This window comes from Aliivibrio wodanis (genome assembly GCF_052920805.1).
In genome coordinates this window covers 199,791-217,536 of sequence record NZ_JBREXA010000001.1, presented here as the reverse complement: position 1 = coordinate 217,536, position 17,746 = coordinate 199,791, and the positions used below count along the sequence as shown (strand labels likewise).

The 17,746-nt window shown below is 37.1% G+C and carries 12 protein-coding genes and 1 pseudogene; 1 reads left to right on the top strand and 12 read right to left on the bottom strand.

Annotated elements, in window-relative coordinates:
- Positions 1-148 precede the first annotated feature (148 nt).
- Positions 149-1,777: a methyl-accepting chemotaxis protein gene (locus ACU5DF_RS00975; protein WP_446711449.1), complete on the top strand. Its 1,629-nt coding sequence runs from the start codon at positions 149-151 to the stop codon at positions 1,775-1,777.
- A gap of 77 nt (positions 1,778-1,854) precedes the next feature.
- Here the strand turns inward: ACU5DF_RS00975 and ACU5DF_RS00970 are convergent.
- From ACU5DF_RS00970 to ACU5DF_RS00915, 12 genes and pseudogenes are all read right to left on the bottom strand, one after another.
- Positions 1,855-1,983 (bottom strand): annotated as a pseudogene (locus tag ACU5DF_RS00970) (cupredoxin domain-containing protein); the annotation flags it as partial.
- Positions 1,977-2,543 carry a 4Fe-4S single cluster domain-containing protein gene (locus ACU5DF_RS00965; RefSeq protein ID WP_446711448.1) on the bottom strand — a complete coding sequence of 189 codons (567 nt, stop codon included), beginning with the start codon at positions 2,541-2,543 and terminating at the stop codon, positions 1,977-1,979. The gene ACU5DF_RS00965 and the pseudogene ACU5DF_RS00970, both read right to left, overlap by 7 nt.
- Before the next feature lie 2 nt (positions 2,544-2,545).
- Positions 2,546-3,007: a hypothetical protein gene (locus ACU5DF_RS00960; RefSeq protein WP_446711447.1), complete on the bottom strand. Its 462-nt coding sequence runs from the start codon at positions 3,005-3,007 to the stop codon at positions 2,546-2,548.
- Positions 3,008-3,211 (bottom strand): DUF2997 domain-containing protein, encoded by a 204-nt coding sequence (locus ACU5DF_RS00955; protein ID WP_446711446.1) that lies wholly within the window; start codon positions 3,209-3,211, stop codon positions 3,008-3,010. It lies immediately after the preceding gene.
- Positions 3,211-5,670, bottom strand: coding sequence for a hypothetical protein (locus ACU5DF_RS00950; RefSeq protein ID WP_446711445.1), 2,460 nt, complete (start codon positions 5,668-5,670; stop codon positions 3,211-3,213). The genes ACU5DF_RS00955 and ACU5DF_RS00950 overlap by 1 nt, the downstream gene beginning before the upstream one ends.
- Positions 5,667-7,223, bottom strand: a complete 1,557-nt coding sequence (locus tag ACU5DF_RS00945; RefSeq protein WP_446711444.1) for a hypothetical protein — start codon at positions 7,221-7,223, stop codon at positions 5,667-5,669. Before ACU5DF_RS00945 ends, ACU5DF_RS00950 begins: the two co-directional genes overlap by 4 nt.
- A gap of 2 nt (positions 7,224-7,225) precedes the next feature.
- Positions 7,226-10,615 carry an AAA domain-containing protein gene (locus tag ACU5DF_RS00940; RefSeq protein ID WP_446711443.1) on the bottom strand — a complete coding sequence of 1,130 codons (3,390 nt, stop codon included), beginning with the start codon at positions 10,613-10,615 and terminating at the stop codon, positions 7,226-7,228.
- 4 nt (positions 10,616-10,619) lie between these two features.
- Positions 10,620-11,543: an AAA family ATPase gene (locus ACU5DF_RS00935; protein WP_446711442.1), complete on the bottom strand. Its 924-nt coding sequence runs from the start codon at positions 11,541-11,543 to the stop codon at positions 10,620-10,622.
- The gene (locus tag ACU5DF_RS00930; protein ID WP_446711441.1) at positions 11,536-12,255 is read right to left on the bottom strand and encodes a Ycf46 family AAA ATPase; all 720 of its coding nucleotides are present in this window, start codon (positions 12,253-12,255) and stop codon (positions 11,536-11,538) included. The genes ACU5DF_RS00935 and ACU5DF_RS00930 overlap by 8 nt, the downstream gene beginning before the upstream one ends.
- Positions 12,256-12,539: 284 nt before the next feature.
- Positions 12,540-13,061 carry a copper-resistant cuproprotein CopI gene (gene copI, locus ACU5DF_RS00925; RefSeq protein ID WP_446711440.1) on the bottom strand — a complete coding sequence of 174 codons (522 nt, stop codon included), beginning with the start codon at positions 13,059-13,061 and terminating at the stop codon, positions 12,540-12,542.
- Between the two features lie 91 nt (positions 13,062-13,152).
- Positions 13,153-16,278: an efflux RND transporter permease subunit gene (locus ACU5DF_RS00920; RefSeq protein WP_446711439.1), complete on the bottom strand. Its 3,126-nt coding sequence runs from the start codon at positions 16,276-16,278 to the stop codon at positions 13,153-13,155.
- Entirely contained in the window at positions 16,275-17,744 is a 1,470-nt protein-coding gene (locus tag ACU5DF_RS00915) for an efflux RND transporter periplasmic adaptor subunit (protein WP_446711438.1), read from the bottom strand. The genes ACU5DF_RS00920 and ACU5DF_RS00915 overlap by 4 nt, the downstream gene beginning before the upstream one ends.
- Positions 17,745-17,746: the final 2 nt, after the last annotated feature.

Sequence of the window (17,746 nt, the reverse complement as noted above, 5' to 3'; positions counted from 1 at the left end):
TCGGTGACTTATTTGATCCAAAATAAAAACTCCTAATTTATTTTACAAAAACTTACAATCACTATCGACAAATGTGTGATGAAGGTCTAATATTTGAGAAATTATAAAATAGTCTGCACCGCTAATTTCTTAACACTGAGAGGTCTTCATGCCATTTTCTTTAAAAGATATGTCCATACGTATTCAAATATTGCTACCTGTTATCCTAACTGCTTTAGCCTTATTTATTTCTTTAGGTTTTACAGCTTCTAGCCTTGAAAAAGAACAAGGTATAATTGCAAGTAATACCGATTCTTTTGTTTTTTATAAAGATCAGTTAGCGAAAGTAGATGATATCATTTATCCATTACGTATAGGTGCTGTTTACGCAATCTACGATCCTGAACGTCGCTCTGGATTTACAAATGAATTGAGAAGCCAAGTAAATACTATTAATTCATTACTTGATGAGTTAGAAACAAGAAATACATTTTCTCGCGAAGTCAGCCAAGTTCGAACAACTATTAATAATTATGTAGAATTTTCTAATAAGGTAATTACTTATCTTAATAAAAAAGAAAGCGGTATAGCAGTAAACGAAAGTTATGACACTCTGATTTCTCAGTATCGCGATATAGGCAATAGCATGGTGTCTTCTATCAATACCCTTTCTCAACGTGTGAATCAATTTTCTAATGTTGCAATGGCTGAAAGTTATAAGAAAAACACTCAACTAAAGATTAATGCTGGCTTAACTATATTGGCCGTATTTATCATTTCTATGGTCACTGCATGGTGGTTATCTGGCTTAATCGTTACACCAATTAAACAAATTCAATTAATTATCCGTCGCTTAGCGGAAGGTGATTTAACTGTGCGTGCTAATGCCGATGGAGACAATGAAGTTGCTGAACTAGGTAAAGATATCAACACCACCGCGACCCAACTTCAAACTACAGTAGAAGCGCTATCTCGTATTAGTGAAGACGTTGCTGCAGCATCTACTGAATTGGCTGCGGTTATGACAGAATCTGAAGCAAACTCACAAAAAGAACTCAGTGAAATAGAACAAGTTGCCTCTGCAGTAAATGAACTATCAAGCACAGCTGATAACGTGAGTGATAATGCGCTATCTGCAGATAGAACCGCTCGTGATACCAATGATCTTGCTCGTTCTGGCCTAGATATTTTTACTCAAAGTAATCAAGCAAGTGAAGATATGGCAAATGCTCTAACTGATGCAGCTGTTGTTGTGAATCGCTTAAAAGAGCAATCAGAGCAGATCAATAACGTTGTTGAAGTGATCCGTGGCGTTTCTGAGCAAACGAACCTTCTTGCATTGAATGCAGCCATTGAAGCCGCTCGTGCTGGTGAATCAGGCCGTGGCTTTGCTGTTGTTGCTGACGAAGTTCGTCTACTTGCTGCTCGTACTCAATCATCAACTCAAGAGATCCAAGCAATTATTGAATCTCTACAAGAGCAATCAGGTCTAGCAAATGACAGCATGCAAACCAGTCTTGATAAACTTGAATTAAATAAAGAGTTAACAACAAAAGCTGGCGATGCTTTAGTTAGCATTACTGAGTCTATCACTGCAATTAATGATATGAATACTCAAGTTGCTACCGCAGCTGAAGAGCAATCTCAAGTGACTCAAGATATTAACCGTAACGTGGTAAATATGTCTGAGCTTGTAAATCAAAACGTAACTGGCATTAGCCAAAGTGCAAGTGCAAGTAACGAGCTATCTCGATTAGCTGAACAACAAAAAGAACAATTAGCATTCTTTAAGTTGTAATTTCTAGATAAAGCCTTGATACAAAAAAAGCGGTAAGGCCACCCACCTTACCGCTTTTTCGTATTATCCAATAAGTATTATAACGTTACTTTTTTTACCATCCCTGCTTCTGCATGCCCTGGAATATTACAAGCAAACTCTACGTTATTATCCCCATGGAAATGCCATGTAATTTGTTTTGCTTTTCCAGGTTGAACCGTTACAGCTTTAATTGATCGGGATAGCCATATATGGATAGCTCTCCAAACTCGCCAATATGAATTTCGACTTGATTACATTCTAAGATTATTTTTTGATCATACTTATCAGTTAAAAAACTAACCTTTTGATTTTCTGAACCTCGCCATATTAAATTAGTATTACGTAAAGAATGTTGATAACGACCTGAAATTAAAATGTCTACAAAATCAAAGATACCTTGTTTATTGCTACATGATTGTATTTCAGCAAATTCATAACCAGTATAAAGCATAATATCAACCCCCTTCTCTGATAGCTTTTTCATTAACCAAAGAAGGTTTTCGGCTTGCTGTAGCGGCTCACCACCGAGAAAAGTCACACCAACTATACCTGGTATGTCCATTATTTGATTGAACAACTTCTGCCGCTCAATCAATTCATTCTCTTTGTGGGGCCACATAGCTGTATTCCAACAGCCTTTACATGCAAGCGTACAACCTTGTAGCCAAATCACAAACCGGTCTCCAGGACCGTAAATGTGGCTTGATGGTTCAATATTAGCGAAGTTAAAACAAGTCCCAAACATAACTAAATGGTTCTTGTTAGAACGAGCTGTATTTTACCATTTTTCTTCTGTTCTTTAACTCGATAGCCCTGGGCTTTTGCTTTCGCAATTGCGTTCACTCTAGCCGCTTCAACACGGGCTAGACGTTCTTGTTCTAAACGCTGTTTTTCAGCTTCAGCTAAACGAGTTAAATGTAGCTTATAAGCCGTCTTATAAGTAATCTCCAACTGAGATAAAAACTGCCTCGTCGGGGTATACTGGCGGTGTATCGCATTATTTACAATTCGCCCACCTAACTCATCAGAATCATATCGAAACAAATATGTATCGCCATTCCAAATAAAGCGCTGCTGGCCTTGATAATCATGTCGATCAGTTATAATGTTTCTGCCATTGACTGTTGCAGTGACATTTAACGACGCTAGCGCTTCAATAAGTACATCACATTCAGCGAACGGTGTTAAAGTTTTGATTACGACACTCATTTATGACCGCCCCTGCGTTACTTTTTTAGCGACATTACGTACTACAGCATGATGAAACTCGTCTGTTTTACGAATGCTAGTCACTGGCTGAGTATCCATTATTTCGTCTAACGCATCTAAGCAAGTGTTACCAGCAAACCCTTGAGTTTTAGCGCTTATAGCGCCATCTTCATCAATAATTAAAGTGATTTTCTGCTCTGCCATTATTTGCTACTCCTTTCTACAACGAGGTTGGCGTGTAATCTCATAGCCTCTTGTTTTGCTAATTCAATATCAGTTTTGTAGCGTATCGCAAGGTAGCGATTTTTTTGGAATGTATACAGATGTCCAACACTAGGCAACTCTTCTTCAGGCCAATTTAAAATAAAGGTCTTATTTACTTTATCTATGTTCTTAGCAAATAACTTTGCAAGGACTGTATCTTTATTTTTAGCTTTAAACCTGTTGTTGGTGCTATGTGATTCTAAGTCAGATGACGCTTTATTTTCTTTGCCTGTTAATAAGTCAACCTTGTTTGTCAGTGATTTATTTTCTCTATTTAAACTATTCTCTTTTTGCTCATATGCGGAGAACATCTGTTTAAAAGCGACGGTTGCAGATTCAACGTACTTTGTTTCTTCGGAAAGAGTTTGTTTTGTATTTTTTACATCTGTATCGATTAGTTTTTTAATTGCTTTTTTCAACTTGCTGGTAGCGTCCTTGGCATGCTCGTTTAGCCATAAACGAATATCATCGGTTGTTTGAGGCAACTCTTTTCCAAGAAGAAGATTATTCTCTTTATACGTATCAATTAACGTATTCCAGCCTGTAATTAATTGTTCATTCGGTGTGTTATTAATCTGTATACGCAGAAAATCCTTCAGATTATTGGTGTTTTCAGTTTTCCATCTATTAATCATCTTTATAGGATATTCAGCAACTTTATCTACAAAGTCTGTTTTGCAGAATTTAACTAACCAATCCTGCCAGTTTTTTGATAATGCGGTATTGTTTTCTTTCGTGTCATTAACAGATCTCAATTTAAATTGTTCTAGTTCGCTTTCTGCTTGAGAACTATTTTTAATTGCAGCTTCTAAGATTTGAGTAAGCCTTACACTTTCTTTATCCCACTTTAACTCTTGCTCTGCAATATCAGTTGCTTCAGCGACCTTATCCATTGATGATGAGAGTGATAAAGTCAGCTTGTTAATGTCTTCTTCAGCTTTAGATCTTTCTTGTAACGACAGTTTAGATAAAGTAATCGTTTTCAATTTATCTAACTCTCGAGTTTGAGTTCGTTTCGTATTTAATTGACCTGTTAAGAAATTACTCATAAAACGTTTAACGTTGTCGCTGACTGTATCTTTACTTTTTTCTATTTGAGTTTGTTTATGCTCTAAAAGCTCTATTTCATCAACCCAGTGCTGCTGTAGATCTAGCCAATGTTGATGTAAAGGATCGTCTTTGGCATTACTTGCTAGGTAGGGGGGGCTTATTGTTATTGAGTAGTGGATATTCTTGGCTAAGTTTTTGTCGTTGAACTTTGTAAGATTAAGTTCTTCAGCAATTTTATGCGCTGATTTATCTTCAAAATCAGTGAAGCTTTTACATTCGATATTGTTGAGTGAAATATTCATTTCATTTTCGTAATTAATCTTCTGATCCATTTTATCAACAAACAGAACTTTTGATGAAATATCTTTAAGCTTGACTTGTTTATTCAAATCCCAATAACTAGTACTGAATAACTCATTTTGATAATTTTCAACAGAACAGCGTTGATTGTTGGTTAACTTGAGTGCCCAATTAACGCTATTGACATCACTTGTTGTTGGCAATAACCAAGCTTCATCTTCGACCAAAAGGATCTGAGGTAATGTCTTTGTTTCAAATAATTGAATATGTTCAGTAGCATTAATTAAATTTATTAATGGGCGGCTTGATGCTTGTCCTAATGTCATCAAGACATTTGTTGCTGTTTTCTTTTGTGTTAATTCATCTAATAATAACCCGTTGGTTATAATTGAAATCTTTTGATCTATTGCTGTATCAAGATGATTGAACAAGCTTTTTGGTAATACGTGCTTATGGGGTAAATCGATATAATTAACAGGTGAATCTGCATTTGAACAAGATTGTTTTTTTCCTTGAATTAAATATTCGGCTGTTGATTTGCTCCAGAATAAATAACAAAATAAACGATAGTAATCATCAATTTGTTTTGACTCTAAGTCTATATAATAAGAAAAATCAGAATTATCGACTACATCATTAGAAAAGATAACCCCTTGTTTAAACTCATCCTGTTGATGGTCTGCAATTATCAATGAGCCTTGCTGAGCCACCCCAATTCGAATACAACAACGTCCTGATAAGGCTTCAATGGCTTTGCGATTTACTTCGTCGTCGTCTAATAATAAAAATATTTGAATATTGTCATCAGCTAATTTTTGCAAGTATTCAATGGCATCATCGCTCGTTATTTTCCCGACAGATAGCAATAAGCTATTGTTAACTTCAAGGTCAGCAAGATAATCACACCAAGTAAATTCAGTATGAATATGAAAGCCATCATCATCAAAATACTCATCTAACCAAGTTTCATTATCTTGATAAATAAAAATATTATTTAAATGTTCGTCGTCGTAATTAATTGTGAATTCTGCGTCATATGAGGTGATCATGCGATAGCTTCCTTAGCGATATTTATTGACAATGCTTGCTGTAAATAATCAGGAAGATCACTTTCTTCAAGTTGTACAAATGTAGTTGGTGATTGGATTTTTGGCATTTTATGAGAAAAGTCGATGAAATCTAGACTTGTTGTGACTTTCCATATAATCGTACGATTCATGGTCTGAATGATCCAATAGCGGTCATGGTTATCTTTTTTACTTTTCATTGCTTTAAGTGTCCAATCTTCAGGGATCTTTGCATTTGGATCGCAACTATAAATAACCCCTGATTTTGCTCCACTTATTCTGACTATTTCACGCATATTGCGAGCATGCTGTGCTGATTTATAATGGCGATCAGAATAAACGATGTGTTTGACGGACTCACTTAATACGAGCTTTCTGAAAAAATCACTTATGTTTAATTCATCATCTTTTTTGAACGTGATACTTGGTAAAGGCGTTTGTGTGTTCGCAGGTATAAGAAAGCTTGCTGCGGATGCATGCCAATAACTTATTGGGTCTTGTTGTCGGTCTAATTCATTTAGTAACTCAGGGCCTTGTAATAATGGCAATTTATAATGTTTAACAGCGGGGTGTGCAAGCCATATTTGTTGGCTGTAATTAGCTTGAGGTACAGATAGATAGCGCATTTTAAATAGTTCATTTAACCAGTTTCGTTGCCATTCTTTAGCAGTCGCCACATCTTTTGGTTCGATAGGTAAAAAATGAACTTCACCCTGTTCAAAACGACCAAAGCACGTATTTATTGAAGATAAGTTTTGTTTACGCATGATAAATGTAGCTAAAGCTTCATAATCTTTAGGTGTTTTGCACAATGATCTTGATGTAGATTTCTCCCACTGCATATCTAAACTGCTGATGATACTTGACATAAACGCGTCATTATGTTCATCTGAATATTCATTGTTTATATCAATAAGCTGTTCTCGCTCATTAATTTTAGTTGGCAGTTTGCCTGTTAATTTAAAATCAACCTGAAATTTACCTTTATCTAGACTATAAGTAAGTGTCAGTGTTAAATATTGTTGTTTATTTTTAATACCTGCATTTAATACTTCAACACATAAGTTACTGATACTATTTTTTTGTACCTTTGTACCGTCATTTAAAAAAACAGTTTTAAAATCACAATTATACTTACTTTCTCTCACTATTTTTTCTGTTTCCGCCCACTCATAAAACTTATTACGCTGTTGATAACCCCCTTTACGTGTATTTGACTCTACGACCCGCTGCATCAAAAGAGGTTCTTGCGTGAGATATGCATCATCTTGTAAATACCAGATTTGGTAAATACCTCGCTCTGTAGCAGAATGCTTCCCACTATCTATAACCTCTCCACCTAACATTGTTAAACCATTGTTTTTAATTAACTTTTCTTTTTCAAGGTAATCGATGAGTCGAGGAGGTAAACAATCTATATCATCTTCAACTTGCTTAAGGATACGCTGAAGATCCGGTCTTTCTTGTTCTACATTGACTGTTGCGAGTACTTGGTGACAAACAGCCTTAACTTGGCGTTGTAATGTGATTTGCATGGTTACCCTTTTATTTTTCGTATTGGCAATGCTTGCGCCAATGCGTTTAATTCACTTGATCTAGAGTTATTTCGGTAATAAGCATGTTGACCGACAACAACTAATTGAAAACGAGCCCGTGTAATCGCGACATTTAATCGGTTTGGACTGTCTAAGAATCCATCTCGACTTGTATTCACCATCGAGAGAAAGGTAAGGTCGGCTTCTTGTCCTTGAAAAAAATCAACAGTACTCAGTTTTATTTCCACATTCTTAAAATTAAATCTTGCGAAAGAACGCCTGTCGCCGGTTAAAGCCTGTAATTTATCTCGTAAGCATTTTTCTTGTTTTTTGTAGAAAGTTAAAACGCCGACGCTGTATTTTTTATCTTGCTGAGATGCCCAATCACAAAATGCAGATAGCTCATTGATAATTGCTTTGGCTTCTTGCTCATTGGCATTGCCATGTGTATTGCCATTTACATCCAACCACACCGCATGTTTATCGTAACGATTGTATTGCCAGTCTCTTGCGGTTTTTGTTTGACGACCATCTAATAGAGATATTTGGCTATTATCATCTGAGTAGAATTGCTTTCGGGGATATTGTGATATATCAGGGTGCATGCGATGCTGATAGGTTAACGTTGTATGTCGGCATTGCTTTTCATTATTATTAAAGCCAATATTTAAGGTATTTTCGGCATCATTTTTTTGTTTTAATGTGCCAGATCCAGAAAGTGCTTCTAATACAGAAGGAAATGCCATGTTTCTGATACCGTAAATTCGCCCTATTGCATTGAACGATTGGGGGAATAGTTGGTCTAACTGCTTTCGAATACCTTGCGCTTTATTTTGGCCATTTCTCCCTGTACCTACCTTTAAAAAGCGTAACCAATATTCACGCTCTAAACGCCAAACAACTTCTTCAGACCAATTGGTTTCTTTATTATGCCTTAACCACTCGCTATTTATATTTGTGGCGTTGGATTCTGGTTTACCATTTTTTATCGTAAAGTGATGAGTTCCATCCCACCTTGCTTTGTGACGAAACCCATGGCTTGATAAAGACCATTTGGGATCTAAAATGACGCTATCAGCAGGCATCGAATTTTGAGCTGATAGTAATAACTTTTCTTCACAAAATAGTAAATTGAACTCATAGAGTAACCACGGTGCATTTTGTAATTGTTTTTGTGTTAAGCCATTGACACCAAAAAGCTGTGTACTCAAACCAACAAGGCACACTGAGTCAAATAAGGCTTGCGTATTTTTATTTTTAGATCGCGCTGCAATTTCAGCTTGTAAGGCAATAAGTTCCAATGGTGTCACGGGCACAATGATTTTGTCATGGTAACCCCATTCTCGAGAACAATTGTTATTTTGACTTAACGATCTTAATTCACTTAGGAGAAAACAGGCGCGTTGAGTTTCAGCGGTGAGTAACTCTTCTTTTCTATCGCGACTTTTATGCTTTAAAACTAACTGTTTTAAATTAGCCGTGATTTGTTCGCGATCTGTAAACGGTGATAACTGTTTCACATCACCAACTAAAATCCAGCGTTTAGCATAACGTGCAGGTACGAGAAATTCAGCAAATGTAGTTTTACTACACTCATCAATAATCATCACATCGAAAGGCGATTCACCTGTATCAAAGGATAAATTTTTGTTATTAAATAAACGTAAAATCCCCATTGTTGTTCCACAGACAAGGTTTGACGAATCAACGAGCAATTGATCATAATCATTACCGTTTAATGAACTTGAAAATGTATCCGCAAATTTATCATATTGATAATGCTCAACACCTACAGCTCTATTCGCATCACCAATCCGAAGTGGGAATATTTCGTTGTTTAAATGATTTTCATCGACGCGTTCTAATACATTATTGATAGCAGCATGCGTTGAAGCGGTAAGTAATACACGTTTGCCCTGACGTACTAATTGAATAATTAACTCCAGAATTGTCGTTGTTTTACCTGTACCTGGAGGACCATCTAAAATGGCGAAATCTGGCGTGGCAAGGGTTTTTGTTACAAACTCCCTTTGTTTATCACAACCATCAAACTCGGTATTAGTAAGGACCGTCCATTCCAGTTTATCGGTATCCACTGGTATAAATTCAGGCCAGCGTTGTTGTTTTCTATTTTTCAATAAATCTAGCAATGGCTTTTGATCTATTGCCGGGAATAACTTTAAGCTAGTGATGGCTTCTCTCTGACGCCAAAGTGCTTGCGTATTAACTTTTACTTTTAACTGCTTGCTCTTCGGTAAAACAGCTTGTCTTTTACCATCATTTCTACGGCAAAGTAAAATTTGTCGCTCTTCTGGGCGAGATTTTAAAATACGATATCCCGCTTTAGCATTCGCTTTCTCATTCTGATCAAGAATATCTATTTGATCTTCAAAAAAGTATTCTAAGGGATCTTGACTCGTCCCAGTGTCATCGCCATGATCTAAGCTGACTAACTGGATCCAGTTGACATCACTGGTATTTTTTTTACATTGTATCTCTAAGTTGATTAATTTTTTATGCCGCAAGGTTTTAGGGCAAGTTTGATCGAGTGTATCTAATGTTAATTTCCCTTCATTGTGACTTAATGACCAATCACTCGGTAATGCATTTTGATTTTCATCTAGTAAGTTGACAAGGGATATCTGCTCTAACCATGTCTTGGTTATATTCTCGATATCTGCATTGGGAATATTAGGTTTTTTGTCAGCAACAATATAGCTGCAACCATCGATATTAATTGCATTGTCTGGGTAGCTAAAATCAGACATGATTTTAAAGGTTAGTTTTTTATCACCGAATAAAATAGTCTTGTTTGCATCCGGCAAGTTATTTAAATGGTATAGCGCACCGTTTACTTGCTTTGCTTGGTAAGGTTGACCTTGTTGTAATAATTCAAGTTGTGAAGGTAATGAAGTAGATAAGGGCTGAATTTTTAGCGAATAACCTGTCCATGAGATTTTTGATTCTTCACAATCGCCTAACTTTATATAATACCGTTGTGATTCTTGTTTAAACTCATGACTGTCTAAGGTTATTTTTGTTCTAGATTTACCACGACCAATACTGATTGGTTCACTAAGATCTGGATCAAAATCATCAGACAATGGTGCTTCTTCATCTAAATCTTCTATTATCTCAAACCAGCCTTCATCCATCAGCTCAAATTCAACTAACGTATGTGGTTTTATTTCAAATACAGATTGTTTACATGATAAAACTACATTTGGAGATGGGATTTTTTGCCATTCACAACTCACTTCTTTTTTTTCCAATGCTCTTTGAGCATTATCTAAATAACGGCGAAAAGGTTCGAATGAATCATCAATCGCTTTAGCACCTTGTGCGCCGTTATAAACCTGATCGTTTAGCGCAGTAATATAAGGATTGGTCATTACCTTACCCTTGTGACTTGATAAATGGATTTTTACTTTCTTGTTTTAGCTTTGGCTGCTTATTGTCAGTATTTGAATTGAGAGGTTCAGGTTTTGCATTACTTGCGGGGACAGCGCGACCTTTTATCCAATTTCGAGTATCTCTAATCGTTTCATGCATAGTGACAGATAATGGAGATGTTGATTCAATTGCTTTTTTTATAAAACTGGCATCAATATCTCTTGAATCACTGAATGCCATAAACAGCGCTTCTTTCACTGCTTCCTCTAATTCAGCTCCTGTAAATCCTTGGCTTAATTTAGCTAGTTCTAGCAGTTCATCTTGGGTGAACATCTCATGTCGATCATTGCGTTTTTTGAGATGAATAGTTAAGATTTCAATCCGTTCTTCAAGTACAGGTAAATCCACAAAAAAGATTTCGTCTACACGTCCTTTTCTTAACAATTCAGGCGGTAGCATTTCAATATGATTTGCAGTAGCTAAAACAAATACAGGACTCGTTTTTTCTTGCATCCAAGTTAAAAAAGTCCCTAAAACACGCGCTGTGGTTCCGCCATCACTACCACCAGACCCTTGTAGCCCAGATAAACCTTTTTCAATTTCATCTATCCATAAAATACAAGGTGATATGGTTTCAGCCAGCTGTAAGGCATTGCGAATATTTTCTTCAGATTGACCAACAATGCCACCAAAGACCTTACCCATATCTAAACGTAATAAGGGCAATTGCCAATTACTTGATACTGCTTTAGCTGCAAGGCTTTTACCTGTACCAGGTAAACCTAACATCATAATCCCTTTAGGATATTCCAATCCAAACTCACGAGCATCGTCTGTATATGCGTATTTTCGACGGTCAAGCCATTGCTTTAAATTTTTCAGTCCACCCAGTTCATCAAGTCCAACTTTAGGATGAAAGTTATTCAAGTAAGCCTGATTTTTTAATAACTTGCTCTTTCTCAGCAACAACAATATCAATCTCTAATTCGGTCAATTTAGATCTGGCAACAGCGGCTTTTGCAAATGCTAATTGAGCTTCAGCACTTGATAGCCCAAGCGCAGCATCAATTAAACGACTACTTTCATCAAAGTTTCGATCTAGGATGTCATAATGATCTTTGGTTGCATTTAAGAGTGTTTTTAACGTAGCTCTATTAGGTAAAGGCAAGTGTAGAATATGGGCATCTTTCTCTAGCTCAATGGGTAAATTAGGCACTGGTTGAGAAAGTATTAACGTACGAGAAAAATTCTCACCACTTCCTTTTTTTATTGCATATGAACGAAGTTTACTGAATAAACTGGGGTTATCTCCTTCTAATTCATGTCGAATGTCGTCTAAAAGTAGGATGCTGTTTTCTGGACTCATATCTGTATCAGAAAAATCATCATTGTTATTATCAATAGATAGAAACCAATCTAGCACTTCATCAAGTGAGATTATAGCGTTATTAATTGAACCGCTCTGATAGCACTTTAATCCTTCCGTGCGGTTCCAAAAATATGTTTTTCGATTTATACCATCAGATTCACTAGCTTCAATAACCATAGCTTGAAGACGTAATGTGTCGTGACTAATAATTTGGATAATTGGCGCTCCAGCCTGAACATTAACTTGGAGATCACGGAAAAATGATTCCATTATACTTTCCATCTAATAAAAATATATGCGTCATAATATGACCTAAATTATTAGAATGAAATAAAAAAAACAGTAGATATAAAGATATTTTATTTGATGTGATTTACATCCCAAATAAAGATAAATTTATTTTATAATTAAATAACACCGATTCCGAAAAAGTAATATTCAATAATTATATACATTCAATTAAAGTAAAGTTATAAAAAATGATAATAAGTACATAATAAAATGCCAGCCAAATTAATGACTGACACATATATACTTATTACTTAATGTTAAAGTTATAACGTTATTTTTTTTACCATCCCTGCTTCTGCATGTCCTGGAATATTACAAGCAAACTCTACGTTATTATCCCCATGGAAATGCCATGTTATTTGTTTTGCTTTTCCAGGTTGAACGGTTACTGTACTACCACTGTCATGAGCATGACCTGAAGTCATTTTCTTCATCATTTCACGATGTTCTAACTGCTCGGTTTCATTACCAATAGCAAATTCATGATCAATTTTACCTGTATTCATGATCACAAACTGAACGATATCATTCGGTTCAATATCGACTTCTTTTTTAAAAGTAATTTTCATGTCGTCAGATAGAATTACATGAACGACTTTATTTGCTTTCATGCCTGTTGCTGGCATACCTACTGCGTTCATATCTTTCATCGACATTCCTTCCATCTTACTCATGTCCATGTCTTTCATATCCATTGAACCGTGATCCATTTTACTGTGGTCCATCTCTGCCATTGCTGAACTTGCAACTAATGTTAGTGCAATTGCTAATACCGTCTTTTTCATTTTATTTTCCTTTTTAGATATTTCTTAATTGGCTTATTACTTAGAGAAATAAGCCATTGATATTTTTATATTAAGTTAATTTTCGCTATATTTAATCACTTTGACACTGACGCTGTTTCCAGAGTTTAAATACGGCAGGAATAACAACTAAGGTCAGTAACAATGCTGATACCATTCCACCAATCATTGGGGCTGCAATTCGTTGCATTACTTCTGATCCCGTACCGGAGCCATACATTATTGGAATTAGGCCAATAATCACGGTAAGCACAGTCATCATGACAGGGCGAACACGTAAACCCGCCCCCTCACCAATCGCTTGTGTTAAGTCTTGTTGAGTCGGTAAGTTATTTTTCTCATCAGCATTACTCTGTTTTTCATTCCACGCTTGGTTTAAATACACCAACATGATCACGCCTATTTCAACCGCAACGCCGGCTAAAGCAATAAAGCCAACACCTACAGCAATAGAGAAATTAAAGTTTAAAATATGCATTAGCCATAGACCGCCAACCATAGCTAACGGTAATGTTCCCATGATAATTAACACTTCAGAAACCCGCTTAAAACTAAGATAAAGAAGCAGCATAATAATGCCAATCGTAATTGGAACTACCGTCGTTAAACGCTCTTTTGCTCGTTCCATATATTCATATTGACCAGACCAACCTAATGAATAACCGGCAGGTAAATCTAATTGCTCATGAACGACTTGTTGAGCTTCTTTAACATAAGAGCCCAAATCTCGCCCATCAATATCAACAAACACCCAACCATTAGGTCGTGCATTTTCTGTTTTAATCATTGGTGGGCCATCTTCATAACGAATGTCAGCCACATCGGCTAGCGCAATTCGAGCTCCATTAGCGGTAATGAGTGGTAAGTTTTGCAATTTGACGACAGAATCTCGATACGACTGTGGGTAACGAACATTGATCGGATAACGCTCTAATCCTTCAATGGTTTCACCTACATTCATGCCACCAACTGCGGTTGAAATAACTTGCTGAATATCTTTAATATTCAATCCATATCGAGCTGCTTGGCGACGTTTTATATCTATGGTTACATAACGACCACCAGCCACACGCTCTGCATAAACAGATGTTGTACCTTGAATGTTGTTTAAAATAGGTTCTAATTCTGCGCCGATCTTCTCTATAACTTTTAGATCTGGACCTGCTATCTTTATTCCGATAGGAGTTTTAATACCAGTCGCTAACATATCGATACGCGTTTTGATTGGCATTACCCACGCGTTCGTTATCCCTGGAAATTGAATCAATTGGTCTAGCTCATTCTTGATTGATTCAGTTGTGACACCGTCACGCCATTCATCTTTTGGTTTGAACTGAATAACCGTCTCTATCATGGTTAATGGTGCTGGATCGGTCGCGGTTTCAGCTCGACCTATTTTTCCCCACACAGTATCGACTTCAGGAACGGTTTTAATCAGTTTATTGGTTTGCTGTAGTAACTCTCGCGCCTTACCAATTGAGATCCCTGGATAGGTTGTTGGCATGTACATTAAATCGCCCTCATCCAATGGTGGAATAAACTCACTGCCCATTTTAGAGATCGGATAATACGCAGAAGCCATAAGTACTATAGCGACAAGTAAAACCGTTTTAGGAAAACGCAAACTCACATTAAGTAGCGGGCGATATAACGCCACTAATGTTCTATTAATTGGGTTTTTATGCTCAGGTAAAATCTTTCCTCGAACAAAATAACCCATTAATACTGGAACTAAAGTAATAGCCAAACCTGCTGATGCTGCCATAGCAAAAGTTTTTGTAAAGGCTAATGGGGAGAACATCTTTCCTTCTTGGCCTTCTAACGCAAAGACGGGAACAAAACTTAACGTAATGATAAGTAATGAGAAAAATAATGGTGTTCCCACCTCTTCCGCAGCTTTACCAATAACTTGCCAACGATTTTCATCCGTTAATGGGGTTTTCTCTATGTGCTTATGTACGTTTTCTATCATTACAATTGCACCATCAACCATGGCGCCTATAGCAATCGCAATACCACCTAACGACATAATATTGGCATTAATACCTTGCCAATGCATAACTATAAACGCGGCTAAAATTCCAACCGGTAAACTTAATGCAATAACCAGTGATGATCGTATATGGAATAAAAACAGAGCACACACAATCGCAACAACGATAAATTCTTCTGCCAGTTTTTCCCATAGATTAGTTACAGCATGATCTATCAAGGTTGATCTATCATAAGTCGCTTTTATTTCAACGCCTTCTGGTAATCCCTTTTGAAGTTGGGCAAGCTTTTCTTTCACGTTAGCAATAACTTCACTGGCATTCTCACCAAATCGCATCACGATCACACCACCAACAGCCTCACCCTCGCCGTTAAATTCGGAGATCCCACGACGCATTTGTGGCCCAAGATTAATGTCTGCAATATCGCCAAGCAGTAATGGCGTTCCTTTATCAGTTACTTTTAATGGCAGTGATTGAATATCTTCAATGCTACTTAAGTAACCTGAAGTGCGAACCATATGCTCAGCCTCTGCCACTTCAATAACGGAGGCGCCTGCTTCTTGATTGCCCTCTTTAATCGCTTTATTAATTTGTTGTAGGGTTAGGTTATATGCTCGTAATTTGTCAGGATCAATTTCAACCTGATATTGCTTGACCATTCCGCCAACTGTCGCGACTTCCGATACGCCATCAACGGTTTGCAATTCATACTTCAAGAACCAATCCTGCAAACTGCGTAGTTCAGCTAGATCATGTTTACCTGTTTTATCTTGTAAAACATAACTGTATACCCAGCCAACACCAGTCGCATCAGGTCCTAATGTCGGTTTTGCTTCTGCTGGTAACTTAGGTGCAACTTGACTTAAGTACTCTAAAACTCGCGAACGTGCCCAGTACATGTCGGTATCATCATTAAAAATAATATAAACATAAGAGTCACCAAAGAAGGAATAGCCGCGAACGGTTTCAGCTCCCGGAACCGCAAGCATGGCAGTCGTTAACGGGTAAGTCACCTGATCTTCCACCACTTGTGGCGCTTGTCCTGGGTAACTTGTTTTGATGATCACCTGTACATCAGAAAGATCAGGCAGAGCATCTACTGGCGTATTCTTTACACTGTAAATCCCTGCTACGACTAAGGCGAACGTTGCAACCAACACTAAGAATCGATTTTTTATCGACCAACGAATAATGGCAGGGATCATAATAACGCCCCTTCTTTTTCAATCTCAAGCAGTTGATATTCATCATTTATCTTCTGAACTAGAAACTGAACCGCTTCACCTTCACGAAAAGAAGTCAAATCAATCTCTTTCTCAACTGAAAAATTCATTTCACCCGCTTTCCAATCCCATTGTGATACGGCTTTATGATCAAAGGTAACCATACCAAAATCAGCCATTAGCATGGTGATATTTCCAGAGATCCAAACACTGTTTTCTGGACCATTAATTCGACTTAGTTCAGCAGTTTTACTTGATTCAGAATCCAATAGGAATTGGGCAGATATAACTACTTTATCGTTTTCTTTCAGACCTTTAACTATTTCAACTTTATTCGCTGCTTCACGGCCTGCAATAATGCGAACTGAACGATACTTACCTTCACCTTCGTCTAATACAACACGCTCCATGTTATTTGAACGTATTACTGCTTGGCGAGGAATAGTCAATACTTCTTCTTTTGTTTTAGGGTGGATTGTAATATTAGCGAACATGTTTGGTTTTAATGCACCATCTTGGTTATCAAACTTTAAGCGCATACGCATGGTTCGTGTTTTTGGATCCAAAATCGGATAAACGTAATCAACTTCGCCTTCCCATCTTTTACCGGGAACAGCATCCAACGTCATAACGGCTTTATTACCAGAAGATAACCAATGTGCTTGACGCTCAAAAACTTCAGCATCTACCCAAACCTCTTCTAAAGGCCCCGCGCTTATCACAACTTGAGATGGTGATAAATAACCACCTTCTCGAATATTTAAACTCGCAATAACACCACTAGATATGGCTTTTATCTCTATGTTTTTATTCGCTTTACCATTTCTAACAATAGAATTAATTTGGGCTTTATCAACACCAAAAGAATGCAATCGCTCTCTTGCACCTTTGACCAACCCTTTTCGTCCTGTTCGATAAGCATTTAATAATTCTTCTTGTGCTTTCACTAGCTCTGGAGAGTAGAGCGTAAATAAAACATCGCCTTTATTTACTTTTTCACCAATGGCGTTGATATTCAATTTCTCAACCCAACCCGCCGCCCGTACATTGACTTGCCATATTTGACTTTCATCAAATGCGATGTAGCCCACCGTATCTATATTTGGCGACAAAATTGTTTTCTCGACAAACGCACTTTTTACACCAAGATTATTAACCACGCTTGGATCAATTGTTACCGTTCCTGCTGGTGCTTTCTCTCCTTGTCCTCCATTGGCATAAACAGGCACTAAATCCATGCCCATTGGGGATTTACCAGGCTGATCTCGACGATAATTTGCATCCATAGGAGCAACCCAATATAAAGGTTCACTGCTTGATGATGCGCTATTTTCTTGAGCTGTCATCGCCATTGCGTTCATTGTATGCCCTGAGTACAAACTCATACCCGAAGCGCCAATAACGCCACCAATAACTATTGAAAGTAATGCTATTTTAACTGGTTTCATTT

What these genes read in the sequence shown, in the direction of transcription:
- ACU5DF_RS00945 (WP_446711444.1), bottom strand. Translation starts at nt 7,223, where the DNA reads ATGCAAATCACATTACAACGCCAAGTTAAGGCTGTTTGTCACCAAGTA.
- copI (WP_446711440.1), bottom strand. Translation starts at nt 13,061, where the DNA reads ATGAAAAAGACGGTATTAGCAATTGCACTAACATTAGTTGCAAGTTCA.
- ACU5DF_RS00930 (WP_446711441.1), bottom strand. Translation starts at nt 12,255, where the DNA reads ATGGAATCATTTTTCCGTGATCTCCAAGTTAATGTTCAGGCTGGAGCG.
- ACU5DF_RS00940 (WP_446711443.1), bottom strand. Translation starts at nt 10,615, where the DNA reads ATGACCAATCCTTATATTACTGCGCTAAACGATCAGGTTTATAACGGC.
- ACU5DF_RS00960 (WP_446711447.1), bottom strand. Translation starts at nt 3,007, where the DNA reads ATGAGTGTCGTAATCAAAACTTTAACACCGTTCGCTGAATGTGATGTA.
- ACU5DF_RS00975 (WP_446711449.1), top strand. Translation starts at nt 149, where the DNA reads ATGCCATTTTCTTTAAAAGATATGTCCATACGTATTCAAATATTGCTA.
- ACU5DF_RS00955 (WP_446711446.1), bottom strand. Translation starts at nt 3,211, where the DNA reads ATGGCAGAGCAGAAAATCACTTTAATTATTGATGAAGATGGCGCTATA.
- ACU5DF_RS00950 (WP_446711445.1), bottom strand. Translation starts at nt 5,670, where the DNA reads ATGATCACCTCATATGACGCAGAATTCACAATTAATTACGACGACGAA.
- ACU5DF_RS00920 (WP_446711439.1), bottom strand. Translation starts at nt 16,278, where the DNA reads ATGATCCCTGCCATTATTCGTTGGTCGATAAAAAATCGATTCTTAGTG.
- ACU5DF_RS00965 (WP_446711448.1), bottom strand. Translation starts at nt 2,543, where the DNA reads ATGTTTGGGACTTGTTTTAACTTCGCTAATATTGAACCATCAAGCCAC.
- ACU5DF_RS00915 (WP_446711438.1), bottom strand. Translation starts at nt 17,744, where the DNA reads ATGAAACCAGTTAAAATAGCATTACTTTCAATAGTTATTGGTGGCGTT.